The organism is Streptomyces sp. NPDC026092, from assembly GCF_040638605.1.
GTDB lineage: Bacteria > Actinomycetota > Actinomycetes > Streptomycetales > Streptomycetaceae > Streptomyces.
The window spans coordinates 26,379-45,293 of record NZ_JBEZYN010000020.1 but is presented as its reverse complement, the minus strand read 5'-3'; the positions used below and the strand labels follow the sequence as shown (position 1 = coordinate 45,293).

Here is an 18,915-nt window from a genome sequence, read left to right as displayed (position 1 = left end):
GTGCGGGATGGCACTGCTGCGGCACGCCGCTAAGCGCGCGCTTGCTCCCCCCATGCTACTTGTGGGTAACCAAGCTGCCCACCCCCCTGGACGGGAGCGGCGAAGGTCACACTCCGCGAGGGTCTCCCGACCGGCTCCCGTCCCGCCCGCGCCACACCTCCTCGATCCGGCCGAACACAGCCGTCAGTGCGGTGTCCCGGACGAAGGGGCGAAGGAAGTCGACGTCGGAGGGGCGCAGCAACCCCAGGGCCTGGAGCCCGAGCGTACGCAGTAGTGGCTCGGCTTGCTCAGCCAACCAGTCGTCCCGGCCGAGCTCATTGGCCAGCCGCAACGCGCCCACCACCGTCCATGGAGAGCGCGCCGGGCCCTCGGACCGGGCCGCCGTCTCGCGAGCCTCGTCGAGGAGTCGATCGTTCGGGAGGCGCCCGGGCAGGGTCCAGTGCCACAGCCCCGTGCTCCCGGCCTCCCGCAACGCGGTCTCCAGGCCGCGCCGCCTGCCGAGACCGGCGCCCTCGGCGCGGCTTCCGCGACTCCCGTGCAGCGCGGCCTCGCGTACCAGCATCAGGCCGACACGGGCGGCGATACGCTCCAGCTCGGCCGGCGGGATGTCCGCGCGGGCCGCCTGCGCCTCCACGCAGGTGAGCAAGGCCGACCAGGTCCCCGCCGTCCCACCTGGGGTCGGGCGCCCCGGGACCGGTGTGGTGAGGGCCTTCAGCACGGCGAGGACAGTGGCGCCCGGCAGCCGCGCGGCGTCCCGGACGAGGAGGACCGTCAGGGTGTCGGTCATCCGTGCCATGGTCTCGTCCGGCAGGTGGTGCATGGCCGACACCACCTCCTCGTAGGCCGCGGCCAGGGCCTCCGGCCGCTCGTCGTCCCGCCAGACCAGGGTGAGCAGCACATGGGCCATCGAGCGCACCCCGGCGTCCGGGTCCGCGAGGTACGTGTCGACTGCCCCCGGGAGCCGTTCCAGGAGGGGAAGGACCGCGTGCAGCACGTGACCCGTGTCCGTGTCGCCCAGGAACGCGAGCCGCCGTACGACCTCGGCCACGTCTAGGCCCGGTCGCCCCCGGAACGCCCGAGGGCCTTGCAGCCACGTCGCCGGCGTCCGGCCCGTCCCCGGGTCCGGCTCGGCCTCGCCGCGCAACGAGAGGAACAGGTCACGCGGCGCGACCTCACCCGTGGCCTCGGCGAACCGCTGCCGCACCACGAGCGCGTGGGTGAACGCCGTCCAGGACGATTCCCCGAGCTGCGACCGCCACAGATGTGCGCAGCGCCACCAGCGCTCCACCGGGGCGTCCGTGGAAAGGAAGGCCGAGGCTTCGAGCCCCTCCTCGCCCGCGCACACCACGGCGAGCAGCAGCAGGTTCGCACCGTACACGGCGTCGCGCTCCATCCGGCTCTGCGTCAGCGGCCGGTACGGAACGTCGACACGGTCCTCATCACCTCCCAGCACCCGCGCGAACAGCTCCCGCAGCGGAGCGACGAGAGCCGCGCGTGGCCCCGCGACACCGCGGCGCAGCAACTCCGCGGCGTCGCGCAGTACCTCGGCGCGGTCGGTCAGCGGGACGGGGGAGAGCAGCGCCCGCAGGCGCCCGTCGTCCACCTTCGCGCCCTCCTGCCGAGGGCCGCCGCCGACGGTCTTCCGCAGTTCGCGACAGACCACCCTCGCCACCAGGTACTCGCCGAAGGTGGCGTGCAGGAACTCGTAGGAGCGGATCTCCTCCTCGGCGGCCACCGCCTGCGCCTCGTGCACGAAGAAGAACCGGCCGAACGGCAGAGGCGCCCCGGGATCCCGCAGCAGCACGGAGAGATCTCGCTCGGCATCCCGCGCCATGATGCTCTGGCTGCGTCGGTTGAACATGCCGGTCGCGATCACCCCGAGGCGCAGGAGCTCCTCCTCGATCGCGGTCTCCTCCTCGGGCGGCGGCAGCGGCCCCTGCTGCCGGACGACCTCCCGGCGTACGAACTCGCCCAGGAGCCGCTCGTACAGTTCGACCCGGCCCATGCGTTCTCCGTGCCGCCCGCGCAGCGGATGGCCCGCCGCGTCGTACAGGGCGAGCATGAGGAGCAGCAGCGGCTGCCGAGCCAGCTCTCGATGGGGCCTCAGGACGTCCCAGGTGAGCGCCTCGGCCTCGCGGACACCCGACAGGTGGGCGTTGGCCCGTTCCCAGCAGGCAAGCCAGCGGCCGATCCGGGCGTCGTCGAACGGCTCGAGGCGCAGCACGGTCGTCGCGGCGGGGGTGTGGGCTCGATCGGCGACCACCGTACGGCTCGTGACGACCACGACCGTCGGACGGCCCCACTCGGCCTCCCGCTCCTGGATCCGTTCGATGTCCCGCAGGTAGTTCCACTGCCGACGGGTGTCCAGGTGGTGGCCCCCGGCCTGGAGCAGCTCGTCGAAGCCGTCGAGCAGCACCACGCGCACCACTCCGGACTCCGGGTCCACCACGTCCGGCCACGCCGTGTGCCGACCGGTCGACCGGAGCAGTTCCGCCTCGATCTGCTCCTGTACGTCGACGTCGGCGGGCACGTGGCGCAGCTCGACCCGGACGCAGAAGAACTCGGACTCCGGCAGCCGGGCGGTGAGCAACCGGGTCAGCAGTGACTTTCCGGACCCGGGGTGCCCGAGGACGAGCAGCGGGGCGCGAGTCGCCCGAGCCGTCAGGAGATACGCCGCGAGGAAGCCGGCGAGGTCGTCCCGGAGCGGCTGCCGTTCCCACCATTCGTCGCTCGCCAGATCACGGTCGACGGGGTGCGGTGCGATCCGGAAGGACGGATCCACATAGCCCTGGGCGAGGGAGGGGATGACGGCCCCCGAGCCCTCCATCGACGCGAGGGGCGCGCGCAGTCGCGCCAGGTGCCGAGCGGGGGCCGTCCCGCCGTCGGCGAACTCGGTGAGTAACCGGCCCAGTCGGTCGAGTCCGGCCCCGTCGTGCTCCGGCTCGTCCACCTCGTCCGGTACGACGACGGTCTCGGAGGTGAGGCGCAGCTCCGGACAGGGCCAGGTGAGCGCGCCCAATAATCGGTCGTAGCCGCGCAACGCCTGACGGGCGAGTGCCTCGGGGCTCCGGCCCACGGCGTCGCCGGCGGCCTGCACGAGCCGGCTCACCGCCTGGTACGAGGCGGCGATCTCCGCCCGCAGTTCCAGCGGATCGCGGACCCGGCTCGAACCGAGTTCGACCCGGGCCAGCTCGCCGAGCACCTCGGTCGTGAGGTCGGTGCGTCCCTCACCCCAGTCGGGGCCGGCGGAGATCCCGGAACCCTGGACGGCGTCACAGAAGGCGGCGACATGGACCACGACGTCGGCCGCGTACAACAGGGCCGTCCGCGCCGTTCCGTGGGCGGCGCGGACCCGCTCGGGATAGCCCTCGAAGAGTTCGCGCACGTCCGCCGGGGCGGAGCCGCTGAGCGTCAGCGGCTCCAGGAGCTCCTCGGTGAACCCGTCGCGGAACCCGCGCCCCGCGCCGAGGATGTCGACTGCCGTGGCGAAGTCGAGTACGCCGTCCTCCAGCCAGGGCGGAGGCTCGGCGACGGACCGCACAGGCCGTGTCGCCGCTCGGGGCGGCAGCGGTTCTGCCGCGCGTGCACGGGGTGGCTCTGCGGCGTGCTCCAGCTCCGCGTGACGGGTCCGCCACCAGGCGGGGTCCAGCGAGAGCCCCGGCGGACGGTGGTCCCCGGCGTGGTCCCGGCAGTACCGGACGACCTCCAGGACCAGGTCCAGACGGGGCGCGGTGGTGCGCCGTCCCGAGAGCAGCTCGGAGACGGTCGATTCGGCGCGGTGCAGTGCCCGGGCGAGATCAGTCTGCGGGATGCCGCACCCACGGACGAGGCGGCGCAGGGTCTCGCAGAAGTCGACGACAGCACTCGGCGCCCCCACCGTCACAGGTCCCCCCGAAGTTCGTACGCCTTCGCCCCTGGTTCACCAGCCTACGGCGTGACCTGGGGCAACGGCCCAGGTCTTCGGAGTTCTTCGGCGAATCGGGGCCGGGGGAGGTGGGCGCCGCACAGTCGGATCGTGCGGCGGCGCCGACCGTCGCAGACCGAGAGGAGAACTCGTGTCCACGACCCCGTTCCTGCCCATGGGGCCCGCAGTTTGTGTCCGTCCTCGTGATCGTCGAAGCGACGGCCCTCCCTGTGGCCTTGTCCCCGCGCCTCTCCCGAGCGTCGCCCGCCCGCGCCGCTGACTGGCGGAAGGCCCCCGGCGACCGAGCGCCGGGGGCCTTCCGTCGTACAGGAAGCGGGTTACGCCGTCGCCGCCAGGGCCTCCACCAGCAGGGGCGTCACCAAGGTCACCTGCCAGGGGCGGGCGCCGTAGGCCGCGAGGGTGGGGGCTACCTGGTCCGGGGTCGGGGGTTCCCAGCAGACTCGGCGGACCGTGTCCGGGGTGATCAGGTTCTCCTGGGGGAGGTTCAGCTCCTCCGCCAGGGCCGAGACCGCCGCCCGGGCGGCCGAGAGGCGCGCGGCCGCAGCCGGGTCCTTGTCCGCCCAGGCGCGCGGCGGTGGCGGGCCCGCGACCTGTGCGCCCGGCTGGGGCAGCTCGGTGTCGGGGAGGGCCTTCGCCCGGTCCACGGCCGACTGCCACTGCTCCAGCTGCCGACGGCCCATGCGGTGGCCGAACCCGGGCAGCGCGGTGAGCGCCGCGACGTTCAGCGGCACCGCGAGCGCCGCCTCCACGATCGCCGCGTCGCTCAGCACCTTGCCGGGCGAGACGTCCCGCCGCTGGGCGATCCGGTCCCGGGCCTCCCACAGCTCCCGTACCACCGCCATCTGGCGGCGACGGCGGACCTTGTGCATGCCGGAGGTCCGTCGCCACGGGTCCTTGCGCGGCGGCGCGGGCGGGGCAGAGGCGATCGCGTCGAACTCCTCCATGGCCCACTCCAGCTTGCCCTGCCGGTCGAGCTCCTTCTCCAGTGCGTCACGCAGGTCGACGAGAAGCTCGACGTCCAGCGCGGCGTACCGGAGCCACGGCTCGGGCAGCGGGCGGGTGGACCAGTCCACCGCGGAGTGCCCCTTCTCCAGGGCGTAACCGAGTACGGACTCGACCATGGCCCCGAGCCCCACCCGCGGGAAGCCCGCGAGCCGGCCCGCCAGCTCCGTGTCGAAGAGCCGGCTCGGCACCATGCCTATGTCCCGCAGGCACGGCAGGTCCTGGGTCGCGGCGTGCAGGATCCACTCGGTCCCCGCGAGCGCCTCACCGAGGCCGGACAGGTCCGGGCAGCCCACCGGGTCGACGAGCGCGGTGCCGGCGCCCTCGCGGCGGAGCTGGACGAGATAGGCGCGCTGGCCGTAGCGGTACCCGGAGGCGCGCTCGGCGTCGACGGCGACGGGCCCGCGGCCTGCGGCGAAGGCGGCGATCACCTCGGCGAGCGCCTCGTCGGTCGCCACGACGGGCGGAATGCCCTCACGGGGCTCCAGCAAGGGGATCGGCAGCCCGTTCGCAGGGACGTCGTCGTCCGGGGGAGCGCCCCCGGTGGTTCGCAGTGCTGTGTCTGCTGCGGTCTCTTGGGCGTCGGTCACGTGTCAAGGGTATCTGTGAACGGCAAGCGCCTGTCGACGGAACGTTCCGTCGACAGGCGCCGATGTTTCGTCAACCGCGCGGGATGCCCGTTCGGGGACTCCAGGGGCTCGGTGGACTCGATGGCCTCAGTGGATGATCCCGGTGCGCAGCGCCACCGCGACCATGCCGGCCCGGTCGCCGGTGCCCAGCTTGCGGGCGATCCGGGCGAGGTGGCTCTTCACGGTCAGGGCGGACAGGCCCATGGACACGCCGATCGCCTTGTTCGACTGGCCTTCGGCCACCAGCCGGAGCACCTCGACCTCACGGCCGGAGAGCTCGCGGTAGCCGCCCGGGTGGCTCGGAGCACCCGGGGGGCGGCGGTGGCCGAGACGGGCTGCCGCGGCGCCGATGGGGGCGGCGCCGGGGCGGGTGGGGTGCCCGATGTTGGTCCGCGTACCGGTGACGACGTAACCCTTGACGCCACCGGCCAGCGCGTTGCGCACCGCGCCGATGTCGTCGGCCGCGGAGAGGGCCAGGCCGTTCGGCCAGCCCGCCGCGCGGGTCTCGGACAGCAGCGTGAGGCCGCTGCCGTCGGGGAGGTGGACGTCGGCCACGCAGATGTCGCGCGGGTTGCCGACGCGGGGACGGGCCTCGGCGATGGACGACGCCTCGATGACGTCGCGTACGCCGAGGGCCCACAGGTGGCGGGTGACGGTGGAGCGAACACGCGGGTCGGCCACGACGACCATGGCCGTCGGCTTGTTCGGGCGGTAGGCGACCAGGCTTGCGGGCTGCTCGAGGAGAACGGACACACGGCCTCCTGGGGAGATGCGGGACGGAGCCGGCTCGGGGAAGAAGCCGGGGGCGAACCCGTGCGGTGAAGGGGTCAATGACCTCTTCGGCAGCTCGGCCGCCCGCCTTTAGGGAAAGATCACGATTTGGTGAGTAACAATTCGGGCAATTCGGACGCGTGATCGATCATCCTACGAGTTTGCCTCCGTACGGGCGATGTCGAAGGCCCCTCCCGGGGTCGCCGAGACCCCCTCCTGGGGGCCCTCAGGAGGGGGTCTCGGGCCCGGATTCACGGCTGCTGCGGGCCCCTGCGCTGCGGCAGCGAGACGACCCCCGCGCCCGAGATCGTTCCCGCCCCCGGGTCCGGGAGCGACGGCGGCAGGCCCGCGATCTGGCAGAGCAGATCGCACCAGGCCGCCAGGTGCGCCCCGGTGTCCGGCACCCCGGCCGACGTCTCCTGCGGCGTCCACGACGCCCGGATCTCGATCTGGGTCGCCGGGCGCCGCTCGGCAAGCCCCCCGAAGTAGTGCGAACCCGCCTGGGTGACCGTCCCGCTCGCCTCCCCGTACGCCAGGCCGCGCGCCTCCAGCGCACCGGTCAGCCAGGACCAGCAGACCTCCGGCAGCAGCGGGTCCGCCGCCATCTCGGGCTCCAGCTCCGCCCGTACGAGCGTCACCAGGCGGAACGTGCCCTTCCAGGCATCGTGGCCCGCCGGGTCGTGCAGCAGTACGAGCCGGCCGTCGGCGAGATCGTCCTCGCCCTCCACGACGGCCGCCTCCAGTGCGTACGCGTACGGGGCCAGGCGCTGCGGCGGCCTGGTCGGGTCGATCTCCAGCTCCGGCCGCAGCCGGGCCGCCCGCAGGGCGTCGACCGCTCTCTTGAAGGCGGGTGGCACCGCCTTCGTCTCCGTGTCGTCTTTGCCTCCGTCACCGTCGGAATGATCGGAAAAATGTCCCTGAGCCGCAGCCATGCGGGGAAGAGTAGGCGGAACGGGGGCCTCGCGCAGGGAGGCACACCCCACCCCGGCGGGCGGCTTGCGCGTGCATGCGAAGATTCTGGGCGTGAGCGCCATTGAGACGAAGCACCAGCCGCAGACGTACGACTCCGCCTTCCTGAAGGCCTGCCGGCGCGAGCCCGTGCCGCACACGCCGGTCTGGTTCATGCGGCAGGCCGGGCGCTCGCTGCCCGAGTACCTGAAGGTCCGCGAGGGCATCCCGATGCTCGAGTCCTGCATGCGGCCCGAGCTGGTCACCGAGATCACGCTGCAGCCCGTGCGCCGGCACAAGGTGGACGCCGCGATCTACTTCAGCGACATCGTGGTCCCGCTGAAGGCCATCGGCATCGACCTCGACATCAAGCCGGGCGTCGGCCCGGTCGTCGCCGACCCGATCCGCACCCGCGCCGACCTCGACCGGCTCCGCGACCTGACCCCCGAGGACGTCCACTACGTCACCGAGGCCATCGGGATGCTCACCGGCGAGCTCGGCTCCACCCCGCTCATCGGTTTCGCGGGCGCGCCTTTCACCCTCGCGAGCTACCTCGTCGAGGGCGGCCCGTCCCGCAACCACGAGCACACCAAGGCGCTGATGTACGGCGACCCGCAGCTGTGGGCCGATCTGCTCGACCGCCTCGCCGAGATCACCTCGGACTTCCTCAAGGTCCAGATCGAGGCCGGCGCCTCCGCCGTCCAGCTCTTCGACTCCTGGGTCGGCGCGCTCGCCCCGGCCGACTACCGCCGCTCGGTGATGCCCGCCTCCGCGAAGGTCCTGGAGTCCGTCGCCTCGTACGGGGTTCCGCGCATCCACTTCGGTGTGGGCACCGGCGAGCTCCTCGGCCTCATGGGCGAGGCCGGCGCGGACGTCATGGGCGTCGACTACCGGGTCTCGCTCGACGAGGCCGCCCGCCGCGTCGGCCCCGGCAAGGCGCTCCAGGGCAACCTGGACCCGGCCGTGCTCTTCTCCACCCCGGAGGCCGTCGAGGCCAAGACGGACGAGGTCCTGGCCGCCGCCAAGGGGCTCGAGGGCCACATCTTCAACCTGGGCCACGGCGTGCTGCCGACCACGAACCCGGAGGCCCTGACGCGTCTCGTGGAGTACGTGCACACGCGGACGGCCGTCTGACGGCCGCCCGCGTGCGGGGAGGGGCTCCGGGCGGGGCTCAGAACTCGCAGGCGGCGGGCGCGTTGCCGGAAGCCACCTGGCAGACGTCGAACCCGGCGCCGCCGCTGACGGCGCCCCCGTTCGCGCCCGTGCGGACGTAGTCGCTGTCCGCGTCACCGTGCACGGCGCCGGTCGCCGCGACCGGTCCGGCCTGGACGTAGTCGCGGCCGGCGCCGCCGCTGACGGTGCCGGCGACCGTGCCGGTGACGAGGATGTAGTCGGCGCCGCCCTGACCGTTCACCGTGTCGCCCGCGGAGACCGTGGCACAGGTGATGAAGTCGGCGCCGGCCGTGCCCACCACGTTCGCGGAGGTGACGGTGGCGCCGTTGACCGTGCACGTGGTCGCCGCGTGGGCGGGCGTCGCGGTCAGGGCGAGCGGGGCTATGACGAGGGTGGCGGCGCAGAGCGCGCGGAGAGTATGTCGGATCATACGATCAGTCACCCATGGTGATGGGAGGGTCGCAAGCCGTCACCCGGGGTGCCTGCTCCGATCGGGTTCAGCCCGCCGCCCGAACCGCCGCCACCGCCTTCCGCGCCGCGATGAGCACCGGGTCCCACACGGGCGAGAACGGCGGCGCGTACCCCAGGTCGAGCGCCGTCATCTGCTCCACCGTCATCCCGGCCGTCAACGCGACCGCCGCGATGTCCACCCGCTTCGCGGCCCCCTCGCGGCCCACGATCTGCACCCCGAGCAGCCGGCCCGTACGGCGCTCCGCGAGCATCTTCACCGTCATCGGCGCGGCCCCCGGGTAGTAACCCGCCCGGCTGGTCGACTCGATCGTCACCGCGACGTACCGCAGACCCACCTCCCGGGCCTCCTTCTCGCGCAGCCCCGTCCGCGCGATCTCCAGATCGCACACCTTCGACACGGCCGTGCCCACCACGCCCGGGAACGTGGCGTACCCACCGCCCACGTTCGAGCCGATCACCTGACCGTGCTTGTTGGCGTGCGTGCCGAGCGCGATGTGCCGCTCGCGCCCCGACACCAGGTCGAGGACCTCGACGCAGTCACCGCCCGCCCAGATGTTCTCGTGGCCCCGCACCCGCATCGCGAGGTCGGTGAGGAGCCCGCCGTACGTCCCGAGCGGCAGCCCGGCCGCCGCCGCGAGGCGCGTCTCCGGTACGACACCCATCCCGAGGACCACCACGTCCGCCGGGTACTCGGCCTCCTCCGTCGCCACCGCCCGGACCCGGCCTCCCCCAAGCTCTCGGCTGCGCTCGAGCAGGGAGGTACCCCCATCGCCCGTGAGGATCTTGGTCACCGGCGAGGAGCCGACCGTCGTGATCCCGAGGCCGTCCATCACCTGGTGGACCAGGCGCCCCATGTCCGGGTCGAGCGTCGCCATCGGCTGCTCGCCCCGGTTGAGGACCGTCACCTCGTAACCCCGGTTCAGCAGCGCCTCGGCCATCTCCACGCCGATGTACCCGGCGCCCACGACGACCGCCCGCCTGCCCTCCGTACGGGCCAGCGAGTCGAGCAGCGCCTGCCCGTCGTCGAGGGTCTGCACGCCGTGCACCCCCGGCGCGTCGATCCCCGGCAGCGGCGGCCGCATCGGCCGCGCCCCGGTCGCGACCACCAGCTTGTCGAAGCCCGTCCACGTCTCCGCGCCCGACTCCAGGTCCCGCGCGCGCACCCGCTGCCCGGGCACGTCGATCTCGACGACCTCCGTGCGCATCCGCAGGTCGATGTCGCGCGCCCGGTGCTCCTCCGGGGTACGCGCGATCAGCTCGTCGCGCTCGGCGACGTCGCCGCCGACCCAGTACGGGATGCCACAGGCCGAGAACGAGCTGAAGTGACCGCGCTCGAAGGCGACGATCTCCAGCTCCTCGGGGCCCTTGAGCCTGCGTGCCTGCGACGCGGCGGACATGCCCGCCGCGTCGCCGCCGATGACCACCAGTCGTTCGCTCATACGAACACGCTACGTCGGCGCGGTCGTTCAGTCGGAGGAAGCGGGCTGTTCCTCCGCCGCCGGACCGGTCGCGGGGCGGCGTGCCGCGCGGCGCCGCCGGACCACGTACCGCCACACCAGAAAGCCGACGAGGGCCACCGCCAGCCACGGTGCAAGCGCCGCCAGGACGATCCCGATCCAGGTCACCGCGGCCACCAGCGCGTTCCAGCCGCCCGCGAGCGCGTCCAGGAAGCCCGGCCGGTCCTCGGTCTCCGCCGGCTTCGCCGTCTCCTTCTCGTGGAGTTCGAGGGTGATCGTCGCCAGGGTCGTACGGTCCTTCAGCGAGGCCTGCTGGGCGAGCAGCGACTCCAGGTCGGCCTGACGGCGGCTCAGCTCGCCCTCCAGGGTGACCACGTCGCTCAGCTTCGTGGCCTGGTCCATCAGCTTGCGGACCCGGTCGACGCTCGCCCGCTGGCTCGCGATCCGGCTCTCCACGTCCACCACCTGCTCGGTGACGTCCTTGGAGTCCGCCTTCCGGGAGAGCAGCTTCCCGGTGCCCGCGAGCTCCCCGAGCACCGACTCGTACGAGGCCTGCGGCACGCGCAGCACGATCCGCGAGGTCACGTGCGCGTCGTCGATCCGCTCGGTCGCCTCGTTGGCGACATGACCGCCCGCGTTCTCGGTGACCCGGCGGGCGGTGGCCAGCGCCTTCGTCGCGTCCTCGACCTCCACGGACAGTTCGGCGGTACGGATGATGTGCTGCTGTTGTCCCTGGGCGGGGGCGGAGGGGTTCTTCGCGTCCGGGGCTCCGCTGCCCGCGGCCTTGTCCGACTCGTACCCCTGATCGGCGGCGCCCTCGGCCGGCCTCGCCGCGCTCTGCCCCTTCGCGTCGGCACCGCTGTCGGACGCGCCGGCGCCGCAGCCGGTCAGCGCCAACGAGACCATCAGCAGCGCCACAGCCGCTCTTCGCGCTCCTCGCACAGGATCCCCCCTGAGGTGGTGGTGAGTGGTGTCGGTTCGACGTGCGAGGAGGCCTCGCGGGTTGCCCTCCGGCGGTAGCGAAGCGGTCACGTTCTGGCCTCGGAATGGGTTTGAGAGAGTGGAGCCATGAACGCGGACACCACGGTCAGCAGGGCACAGGCGCATGTCGTTGTCGTCGGAGGCGGAATCGCCGGTCTCGCGGCGGCCCACAGACTGGTCTCGGCCGGCCTGCGCGTGACCGTGCTCGAAGGCGCCGACCGGCTCGGCGGCAAGCTCCTCGCCGGCGAGATCGCCGGTGCCCCCGTCGACCTCGGCGCCGAGTCGCTGCTCGCCCGCCGCCCCGAGGCGGTCGCGCTCGCCCGCGCCGTCGGACTCGGGGACCGGCTCTGCGCGCCCGCCACGACCACGGCGTCCGTCTGGAGCCGGGGCACGCTCCGCCCGATGCCCAAGGGCCACGTCATGGGCGTCCCCGGCGACGCGGCGGCCCTCGCCGGGCTGCTCTCCGACGAGGGCCTGCGCCGGGTCGGGCGCGACAGCGAACTGCCCCCCGCCGAGATCGGCGAGGACATCGCCATCGGCGCGTACGTCGCCGAGCGCATGGGCCACGAGGTCGTCGACCGGCTTGTGGAGCCGCTGCTCGGCGGGGTGTACGCCGGAGACGCCTACCGCATCTCCATGCGGGCCGCCGTGCCCGCCCTCTTCGCCGCCGCCCGCAGCCACCCGACGCTCACCGACGCCGTCCACGCCGTCCAGCGGGCGGGCGCAGCGACCCCGTCCGACGCGGCCGGCGCCGCGACCGGCCTCGGCGGTTCCGCCTTCGCGGGCATCGAGGGCGGGATCGGCACCCTCCCCGAGGTCGTCGCCACGGCGATCCGCGCGGCGGGCGGCGAGATCCTGACCCTCATGCCGGTCACCGAGGTGCGCCGGGCTGCGGACGGCGAGCGGTGGCGGATCGTCGCCGGCGGCCGGGAGTTCCGCGCCGACGCCGTCGTCGTCGCCGCGCCCGCCTGGGCCGCCGCCGAGCTGCTCGGGCCCGAGGCGCCCGCGGCGGCCGCGGAGCTGGCCGGCGTCGAGTACGCCTCGATGGCCCTGGTCACCTTCGCCTTCCAGCGCAAGGACGTGCACGGCCTGCCCGGTTCCGGGTTCCTCGTGCCGCCCGTCGACGGGCACACCATCAAGGCGTCCACGTTCTCCAGCCAGAAGTGGCAGTGGGTCTCCGACGCGGCCCCCGACCTCTTCGTCCTGCGGACCTCCGTCGGCCGCTACGGCGAGGAGGAGCAGGTCCACCGCGACGACGCCGACCTCGTCGAGGCCTCCCTCAAGGACCTCGCCGCCGCCACCGGGCTCACCGCCCGGCCCGTCGCCACCACCGTCACCCGCTGGACGGACGGCCTCCCGCAGTACCCCGTCGGCCATCTCGCCCGCGTCGCCCGCATCCGTGACGCCGTCGCCGAGGTCCCCGGACTGCGCCTGGCCGGCGCTGTGTACGAGGGCGTCGGCATCCCCGCCTGCGTCGCCTCCGGCCGGCGCGCCGCGGACGAAATCGTGGACGAGATCATCGCCACGTCGGAAACCACCCACCCTGGTGCGGGGCACTGTCCGTGACGGGCGAGAATAGGCGTATGAGTGCGCCCGAAAAGATCCCGAACGCCGGTAAGAAGGCGAAGGACCTCAACGAGGTCATCCGCTACACCCTGTGGTCTGTGTTCAAGCTGCGCGACAACCTGCCCGAGGACCGCGCCGGCTACGCCGACGAGGTCCAGGAGCTGTTCGACCAGCTCGCCGCCAAGGACATCACCGTCCGTGGCACGTACGACCTCTCCGGTCTGCGCGCCGACGCGGACGTCATGATCTGGTGGCACGCCGAGACGAGCGACGAGCTCCAGGAGGCGTACAACCTCTTCCGCCGCACCAAGCTGGGCCGCGCCCTCGAGCCGGTCTGGTCGAACATGGCGCTGCACCGCCCCGCCGAGTTCAACAAGTCGCACATCCCGGCCTTCCTGGCCGACGAGACGCCCCGCGACTACGTGAGCGTCTACCCCTTCGTGCGCTCCTACGACTGGTACCTGCTGCCGGACGAGGACCGTCGCCGGATGCTCGCTGACCACGGCAAGATGGCCCGCGGCTTCCCGGACGTCCGGGCCAACACGGTCGCCTCGTTCTCGCTCGGCGACTACGAGTGGCTCCTCGCCTTCGAGGCCGACGAGCTGCACCGCATCGTCGACCTCATGCGTCACCTGCGCGGTTCCGAGGCGCGGATGCACGTCCGCGAGGAGGTCCCCTTCTACACCGGCCGCCGCCGTTCCGTGGCGGACCTGGTGGCGGGCCTGGCCTGACGGCCGCCCTACCGACTCGGTGACGGCCCGGCGACCAGCCGGGCCGTCACCCCTCGACCCGGAAGATCAGACGGCGGACGGAGTTCCGACCGCCGCTCCAGCGACACCGGGTCCGGCTCCGGGTGCGGCGCGCACGACGCGCGCCGCACCGGCGTCTTTTCCGGGGCCTGCGGTACGGAAGCGGCCGGCACCGCCCCCGTCAGCAGATAGCGCTCCAGGTACCCGTTGACGCAGGCGTTCGCGCCGCCCCCGATGCCGTGCGTCCCGGCGTCCCGCTCGGTCACCAGGGCCGAACCCGCCAGCCTGCGCTGGAGTTCCAGTGCCCCCTCGTACGGTGTGGCCGCGTCCCGCTCGGCGGCCAGGATCAGCACCGGCGGCAGCACTCCCGGACCGGTCCGCACGTCCAGCGGATTCTGGCGTGGCGCCTTCCAGTACGCGCAGGGCAGGTTGGACCAGACGTTGTCCCAGGTCTCGAAGGGCGCGACCGCCGCGAGCCGGGTGTTGTCCCGGTCCCAGACGGCGAAGTCCTCCGGCCACGGCGCGTCGTTGCACTCGACGGCCGAGTAGACGGCGGCCTGGTTGCCGGTGTCCTCCGTGATCTCCTCGCTCGGCGCGGCCTGCGCGATCAACGGCTGCGCGTCGCCCTTCAGGTAGCGGGCCAGCGCGGTGGCGCGCAGCGGCCAGTAACCGTCGTGGTACCCGGTCTGCAGCATCGCCCCGTGCAGCTGGCCCGGGCCGACGCGCCCGCCGGCCGGCTTCGCCGCGAGTTCGGCGCGGACCTTCTCGTAACTCTCCTGCACCTGCTGGGCCGTGGAGCCGAGGCCGTACACCTTGTCGTGCTTGGCGACCCAGGTGCGGAAGTCGGCCCAGCGGCGCTCGAACGCCCGTGACTGGTCGAGGTTGTTGAGGTACCAGATCTGGCGCGGCGCGGGGTGGACGGGCGCGTCGAAGACCATCCGGCGCACCCGGTGCGGGAAGAGCGTGGCGTAGAGCGCGCCGAAGTACGTGCCGTAGGAGGCGCCCATGTACGTCAGTTTCGGCTCGCCGAGCGCGGCGCGCAGCAGCTCCAGGTCGCGGGCGTTGTTCAGCGAGTGGTAGTGCCGCAGCGCCTCGCCGGTGCGGGTCGCGCAGCCCCGCGCGTACGTCTTCGCGCGGGCGATCCGCTCCTTCTTGAAGACCTCGGACGGCTGGGTCGGCGCCGGGGTGGGGCCTGTGGAGCGGTCGGCGGGGTCCTGGCAGGAGACGGGCGCCGAGCGGCCCACGCCGCGCGGGGCGTAGCCAACGAGGTCGTACGCGGCGGCGATCCGCTTCCAGGCGGGGAGTTCGGCGACCATCGGGAAGTACGTGGACGACGCGCCGGGGCCGCCCGGGTTGTAGAGGAGCGCGCCCTGCCGGTCGGCGGCCGGTCCCGAGGCCTTGATCCGGCTGACCGTGAGCGGGATCCGGGTGCCTTCGGGGGCCGCGTAGTCGAGGGGGACCAGGAGGGTGCCGCACCGGACCGACGGCGGGAGCTTCTCGACCGCCGGGCAGTCGCCGAAGGCGATGCCTTCGGCGGCCGCGCGACGGGCGGCGGCGAGCACGCCGCCCGACTCGGCGGGCGGCGCGTTCCGTACGGGGGCGGGTGTGGCGGTGAGGGTGGACAGCAGCGCGGCCGTCAACGACCCGACGGTTCCGGTCAGCGCGAGGGCTTTCACGGCAGGATCGTTGGGGCCCGCGGACGCCGTGTAAAGGACCGCCGGGGCGTGTCGGCGGAAACGACCCGATCAGCCGCTGGAGCCGCCGCCGCAGCTGGAACTACTGCTGCTGCTGGAGCACGAACTGCCGCCGCTGCTGGACCCGCTGGAGCAGGAGCTGCCCCCGCCGGCGGATCCAGAGGATCCGCCGGAGCAGGCGCTGGCGGAACACCCGCCGCCCCCGAAGCCGCTGTCCGTACCGCCGCCTGCGCCACCCGTACCTCCCGAAGCACCGCCGCACGGGCCCGCGTTGCCCGGCGTACCCGCGCACCAGTGCAGGCTCGCGAGCAGGGCGACGTCCGAGGCGGACGAGGAGGAAGAGGAGGAGGTGCGGGCGGCCCTGGGCATCCGGGCGGCCGCGATCAGCTGGGTGCGCAGCTCCTCGTCCGGTACGGCGCGCAGTCCGCGCAGCGCGACCTGGTGCCCGGCGTCGGGCTCGTAGACGTGGTCGCGCTGGTACGCGGTGGCCGCCCGGCGGCCGCCCCGGGTGGTGCGGCCGGCGTTGTAGGCCCCGCAGACGAGGCCGGTGATGAAGCCGGCGAAGAGGACGGGCCCCACCTTGAAGACGAACGGAACCTGGAACCCGTCGAGGTCGACGGCCACGGTCACGACGATCGCGGGGATGAACATGAAGAAGGACACGAGGGCGAGGGCGAGGCACCAGCGCCGGCCGCTTCGGCGAACCTCGGGGTCCACCATCAGGCCGCGCGCCGCGAGGGCGTCGCCGATCTCCTGGACGGCGGGGCCGCGCATCACGGCGAGGCGCAGGTCGTGCAGGGCCGCGTGCGGGGCGGCGGCGAGCTCCTGGAGGACCGCCCGCTCGACATGGCTGCGGGGGGTCGCGCCGGGGCGCGGCACGACGATGCCGGGGCCTCCGACGGCGATCCGGCCGTCGGAGTGCAGGGCGGCGAGCGCGCTGTCGACGACCCGGGGCGGGCCGCCGATGAGGAACGCGGCCTCGCCGAGGTCGTGGACGGAGCCCCCGCGGGCGGCGCGGGCGGCGCGGAGGTGGACGATCAGCAGGGCGGAGCCGGTGAGCACGGCGGCCCAGACGAGCAGGGCGAACAGGTTCATGGGGACGTCACCTCCGTACGAGTGCGGTGCGGGCGGCACGGGCCGCGCGGGCGATCCGGCCGGCCGGTCGGGGCGGGCGGGCGCCGGCGCGGTCCTGCCACCAGCGGGTCAGCCGACGCCGGGCGTCGGGGTCCTCGGGGCGTCCCGCGACGAGCAGGTGCGCGACGAAGTCGAGGGCGTCGCGGCGGTAGCCGCCGGACATCGGGCGGGTCCGGGCGTACGCGCGGAACGCGGGGCGGTAGCCGTCGCCGAGGATCTCGGGCAGCTCGGGCGCGATCTTGGCGATCACGTCCGTCCGCTTCCCGACGAGGGCGCGGCTCTGCACCCCGATCCGCCGCGAGTCGAACCCCTCGGGCACGGGCGCTCCGGCGACGAGCGCGGACAGCAAGGAGGCCTGCGCGACGGCCACGCTCTGCCGCGCGGCGGGGTTCGGGGTCGGCCGGGGCGCGCGGGTGTCCGCGGCGGTTTCGGCGGGCTGCTCGGCCTCGGCCGTTTGCCGGGACTGCGGCATCGGGCCGCCCGAGACGCGGGCGCCCGCGCCGATCAGGGGTGCGGGGCCGGCGACGCGGGCCGTGGCCGCCCGGGCTGTGGCGGGCCGCGCGGCGGCGTCCCGCAGGCGGCCCCTGATCGTCGTCAGTTCCGAGGCCAGTTCCTCCGCCGGCGGGAAGTTGTCGTCGCGCTCCAGGAGGACGCCCGGCGGGGAGACCCGGGAGGCCAGGTCCGACAGGATGTCCAGGACGGGCTCCGGGACCGGGTGGGCGTGGGTGTCGTGCCACACGCCGTCGCGGGCGAGACCGCCCGCCACGTGGACGTACGCGATCGCCTCGACCGGCAGCTCGGAGAGCGCCTTCGCCGGGGACTCGCCCCGGTTGACGTGGTTCGTGTGCAGGTTGGCGACGTCGATCAGGAGCCGTACCCCCGTACGCTCCACCAGCTCCGCCAGGAACTGGCCCTCGGTCAGCTCCTCGCCGGGCCAGGCGATCAGCGCCGCGATGTTCTCCAGCGCCAGCGGCACGGGCAGCGCGTCCTGGGCGATCCGTACGTTCTCGCAGAGCACGTCCAGGGCGTCCCAGGTGCGCGGCACGGGCAGCAGGTGGCCCGCTTCGAGAACCGGGGTCGCCGTCAAGGCGCCCCCGGCGCGGACGAACGCGATGTGCTCCGTCACCAGCGGGGCGCCCAGCGCGGTCGCCGTCGCCGCCAGCTCCGCGAGCCGCGCCGGGTCCGGCCGGTCGGCGCCGCCGAGCCCCAGGGAGACCCCGTGCGGGACGACCGTGACCCCGCGCGCACGCAGCCGCGCCAGCGAGTCCGGCAGATGGCCCGCGCACACGTTCTCCGTGACGACCTCCACCCAGTCGACGCCCGGCAGCGCCTCCACCGCGCCCGCGATCTCCGGCCGCCACCCGATTCCGACTCCGAGTTCCGTCATGTCCCCCTCCTTCGGTCCCTCACCTGATGGCCCGGAACAACCCGTTCGAATCCAGTCAGGGGGACGTTCAGAGGTTGATTTGAGGTTCCGGAGGTACTAAGGGGTGTCTCGGCCCATTTCTGCCCTACGACATCGAGGGCGGCCCCTACGGCATCGAGTGCGGCGTCACGATCCCCGCGTCCGGCACCGGGCGCGACGTGAACGACTGGTCCGTCCCCGTCGGCCGTACCGGCGAGGGCGTCAACGGCGACGGAACCACCGGCGGCCCGGTCGGCGGCGCCGTCTTCCGCCCCGCCGCCTCGTTCGCCAGCGCGTCGAAGTCGACCATCCCGGTCGCCTCCAGCATGGTGATGTGGTCGAGCACGGTCTGGTTCGCGTCACTGGCCAGCTGCCGTATCAGCGTGTTGCGGGTCGTGTGCCGGACCTCGGCGACCAGCGCGAACACCTTGCCGTGCGCGTTGCGCAGCAGGTTCGCGAACTTCCGCTCGTACTCCTCCCCGCTCGCCGCTGTCAGCTCCCGCAGCCACCCCTGCTGCTGTTCGGTCGGCTGGTTCGGCAGCTCCACGCCCAGCCTCGCCGCCACGGTCCTGGCCCGCCGGTCCAGGTCCGTGTGGCCGACGACGAGATGGTCGCCGCACTCCACGATCGCCCGGCTCGGCGCGCGCTCGACGGCCTGCTGGCCGGCCGGGAGCTCCCAAAGCCCCGCGAGCCGTACCTTCACCAGGAAGTCCCGGTCCGTGGCGGACAGCGGCCCCCACGGCGTGGGCACGCTCGAAGCGTTCAGGTTCGCCTGACCGGTGCCCGAACGGTCGGCGTAGGACCAGACGGGGAAGGCGAGCGCGCCGATCGTGGCGACGAGCGCCGCGATGATGAGGGCCGTGCCGTTGACGCGTAGCGACAAGGTGTCTCCCGTACGTTCTCCGCGCCGGTGCGGGTCACCGGTGCCGTTCACCGCAGACTGAACCGCCAACCAGGCGGTCGTACAACCCACTTGGCGGTATCGGGAGATACGTGCGACAGGGCGGCCG

At 73.5% G+C, this 18,915-nt stretch carries 14 protein-coding genes; 3 read left to right on the top strand and 11 right to left on the bottom strand.

Going from position 1 to position 18,915, the window contains the following annotated elements; genetic code table 11:
• Positions 1–106 precede the first annotated feature (106 nt).
• The 4 genes from AB0F56_RS28250 to AB0F56_RS28235 all read right to left on the bottom strand — a co-directional run bounded on the left by AB0F56_RS28250 (position 107) and on the right by AB0F56_RS28235 (position 7,259).
• The gene (locus tag AB0F56_RS28250) at positions 107–3,877 is read right to left on the bottom strand and encodes a hypothetical protein (RefSeq protein ID WP_362014461.1); all 3,771 of its coding nucleotides are present in this window, start codon (positions 3,875–3,877) and stop codon (positions 107–109) included.
• Positions 3,878–4,242: 365 nt separating this feature from the next.
• The gene (locus tag AB0F56_RS28245; protein ID WP_362014460.1) at positions 4,243–5,517 is read right to left on the bottom strand and encodes a ribonuclease D; all 1,275 of its coding nucleotides are present in this window, start codon (positions 5,515–5,517) and stop codon (positions 4,243–4,245) included.
• 126 nt (positions 5,518–5,643) lie between these two features.
• Positions 5,644–6,309 carry a response regulator transcription factor gene (locus AB0F56_RS28240; protein ID WP_015037008.1) on the bottom strand — a complete coding sequence of 222 codons (666 nt, stop codon included), beginning with the start codon at positions 6,307–6,309 and terminating at the stop codon, positions 5,644–5,646.
• A gap of 269 nt (positions 6,310–6,578) precedes the next feature.
• The gene (locus AB0F56_RS28235; RefSeq protein ID WP_362014458.1) at positions 6,579–7,259 is read right to left on the bottom strand and encodes a DUF3000 domain-containing protein; all 681 of its coding nucleotides are present in this window, start codon (positions 7,257–7,259) and stop codon (positions 6,579–6,581) included.
• A 91-nt stretch (positions 7,260–7,350) separates the two neighbouring features.
• On the opposite strand from AB0F56_RS28235, the gene hemE reads away from it, so the two are divergent.
• Positions 7,351–8,409, top strand: a complete 1,059-nt coding sequence (hemE, locus tag AB0F56_RS28230) for a uroporphyrinogen decarboxylase (protein WP_362014456.1) — start codon at positions 7,351–7,353, stop codon at positions 8,407–8,409.
• Positions 8,410–8,446: 37 nt separating this feature from the next.
• Here hemE and AB0F56_RS28225 read toward each other — a convergent pair whose 3' ends face one another.
• The 3 genes from AB0F56_RS28225 to AB0F56_RS28215 form a co-directional block, all read right to left on the bottom strand.
• On the bottom strand, positions 8,447–8,878 hold the full coding sequence (locus AB0F56_RS28225) for a hypothetical protein (RefSeq protein WP_362014455.1): 432 nt from the start codon (positions 8,876–8,878) through the stop codon (positions 8,447–8,449).
• A 67-nt stretch (positions 8,879–8,945) separates the two neighbouring features.
• Entirely contained in the window at positions 8,946–10,358 is a 1,413-nt protein-coding gene (locus AB0F56_RS28220) for an FAD-dependent oxidoreductase (protein ID WP_362014454.1), read from the bottom strand.
• Positions 10,359–10,385: 27 nt separating this feature from the next.
• On the bottom strand, positions 10,386–11,282 hold the full coding sequence (locus AB0F56_RS28215; protein WP_362014589.1) for a DUF4349 domain-containing protein: 897 nt from the start codon (positions 11,280–11,282) through the stop codon (positions 10,386–10,388).
• A 162-nt stretch (positions 11,283–11,444) separates the two neighbouring features.
• Between AB0F56_RS28215 and hemG the strand changes: the two genes are divergently transcribed.
• Together hemG and hemQ are read left to right on the top strand one after the other, a co-directional pair.
• Positions 11,445–12,923, top strand: coding sequence for a protoporphyrinogen oxidase (hemG, locus tag AB0F56_RS28210; protein ID WP_362014452.1), 1,479 nt, complete (start codon positions 11,445–11,447; stop codon positions 12,921–12,923).
• Between the two features lie 17 nt (positions 12,924–12,940).
• Positions 12,941–13,654, top strand: coding sequence for a hydrogen peroxide-dependent heme synthase (gene hemQ, locus AB0F56_RS28205; protein ID WP_362014450.1), 714 nt, complete (start codon positions 12,941–12,943; stop codon positions 13,652–13,654).
• An 8-nt stretch (positions 13,655–13,662) separates the two neighbouring features.
• Here the strand turns inward: hemQ and AB0F56_RS28200 are convergent, their stop codons facing one another.
• The 4 genes from AB0F56_RS28200 to AB0F56_RS28185 all read right to left on the bottom strand — a co-directional run bounded on the left by AB0F56_RS28200 (position 13,663) and on the right by AB0F56_RS28185 (position 18,788).
• On the bottom strand, positions 13,663–15,348 hold the full coding sequence (locus AB0F56_RS28200; RefSeq protein ID WP_362014449.1) for an alpha/beta hydrolase: 1,686 nt from the start codon (positions 15,346–15,348) through the stop codon (positions 13,663–13,665).
• Between the two features lie 69 nt (positions 15,349–15,417).
• Positions 15,418–16,461, bottom strand: coding sequence for a TIGR04222 domain-containing membrane protein (locus AB0F56_RS28195; protein ID WP_362014448.1), 1,044 nt, complete (start codon positions 16,459–16,461; stop codon positions 15,418–15,420).
• Positions 16,462–16,468: 7 nt separating this feature from the next.
• A complete protein-coding gene (locus AB0F56_RS28190) occupies positions 16,469–17,887 on the bottom strand; it encodes a DUF692 domain-containing protein (protein ID WP_362014446.1) in 1,419 nt (472 codons plus the stop codon).
• 145 nt (positions 17,888–18,032) lie between these two features.
• On the bottom strand, positions 18,033–18,788 hold the full coding sequence (locus AB0F56_RS28185) for a DUF4142 domain-containing protein (RefSeq protein ID WP_362014445.1): 756 nt from the start codon (positions 18,786–18,788) through the stop codon (positions 18,033–18,035).
• Between the last annotated feature and the right edge of the window lie 127 nt (positions 18,789–18,915).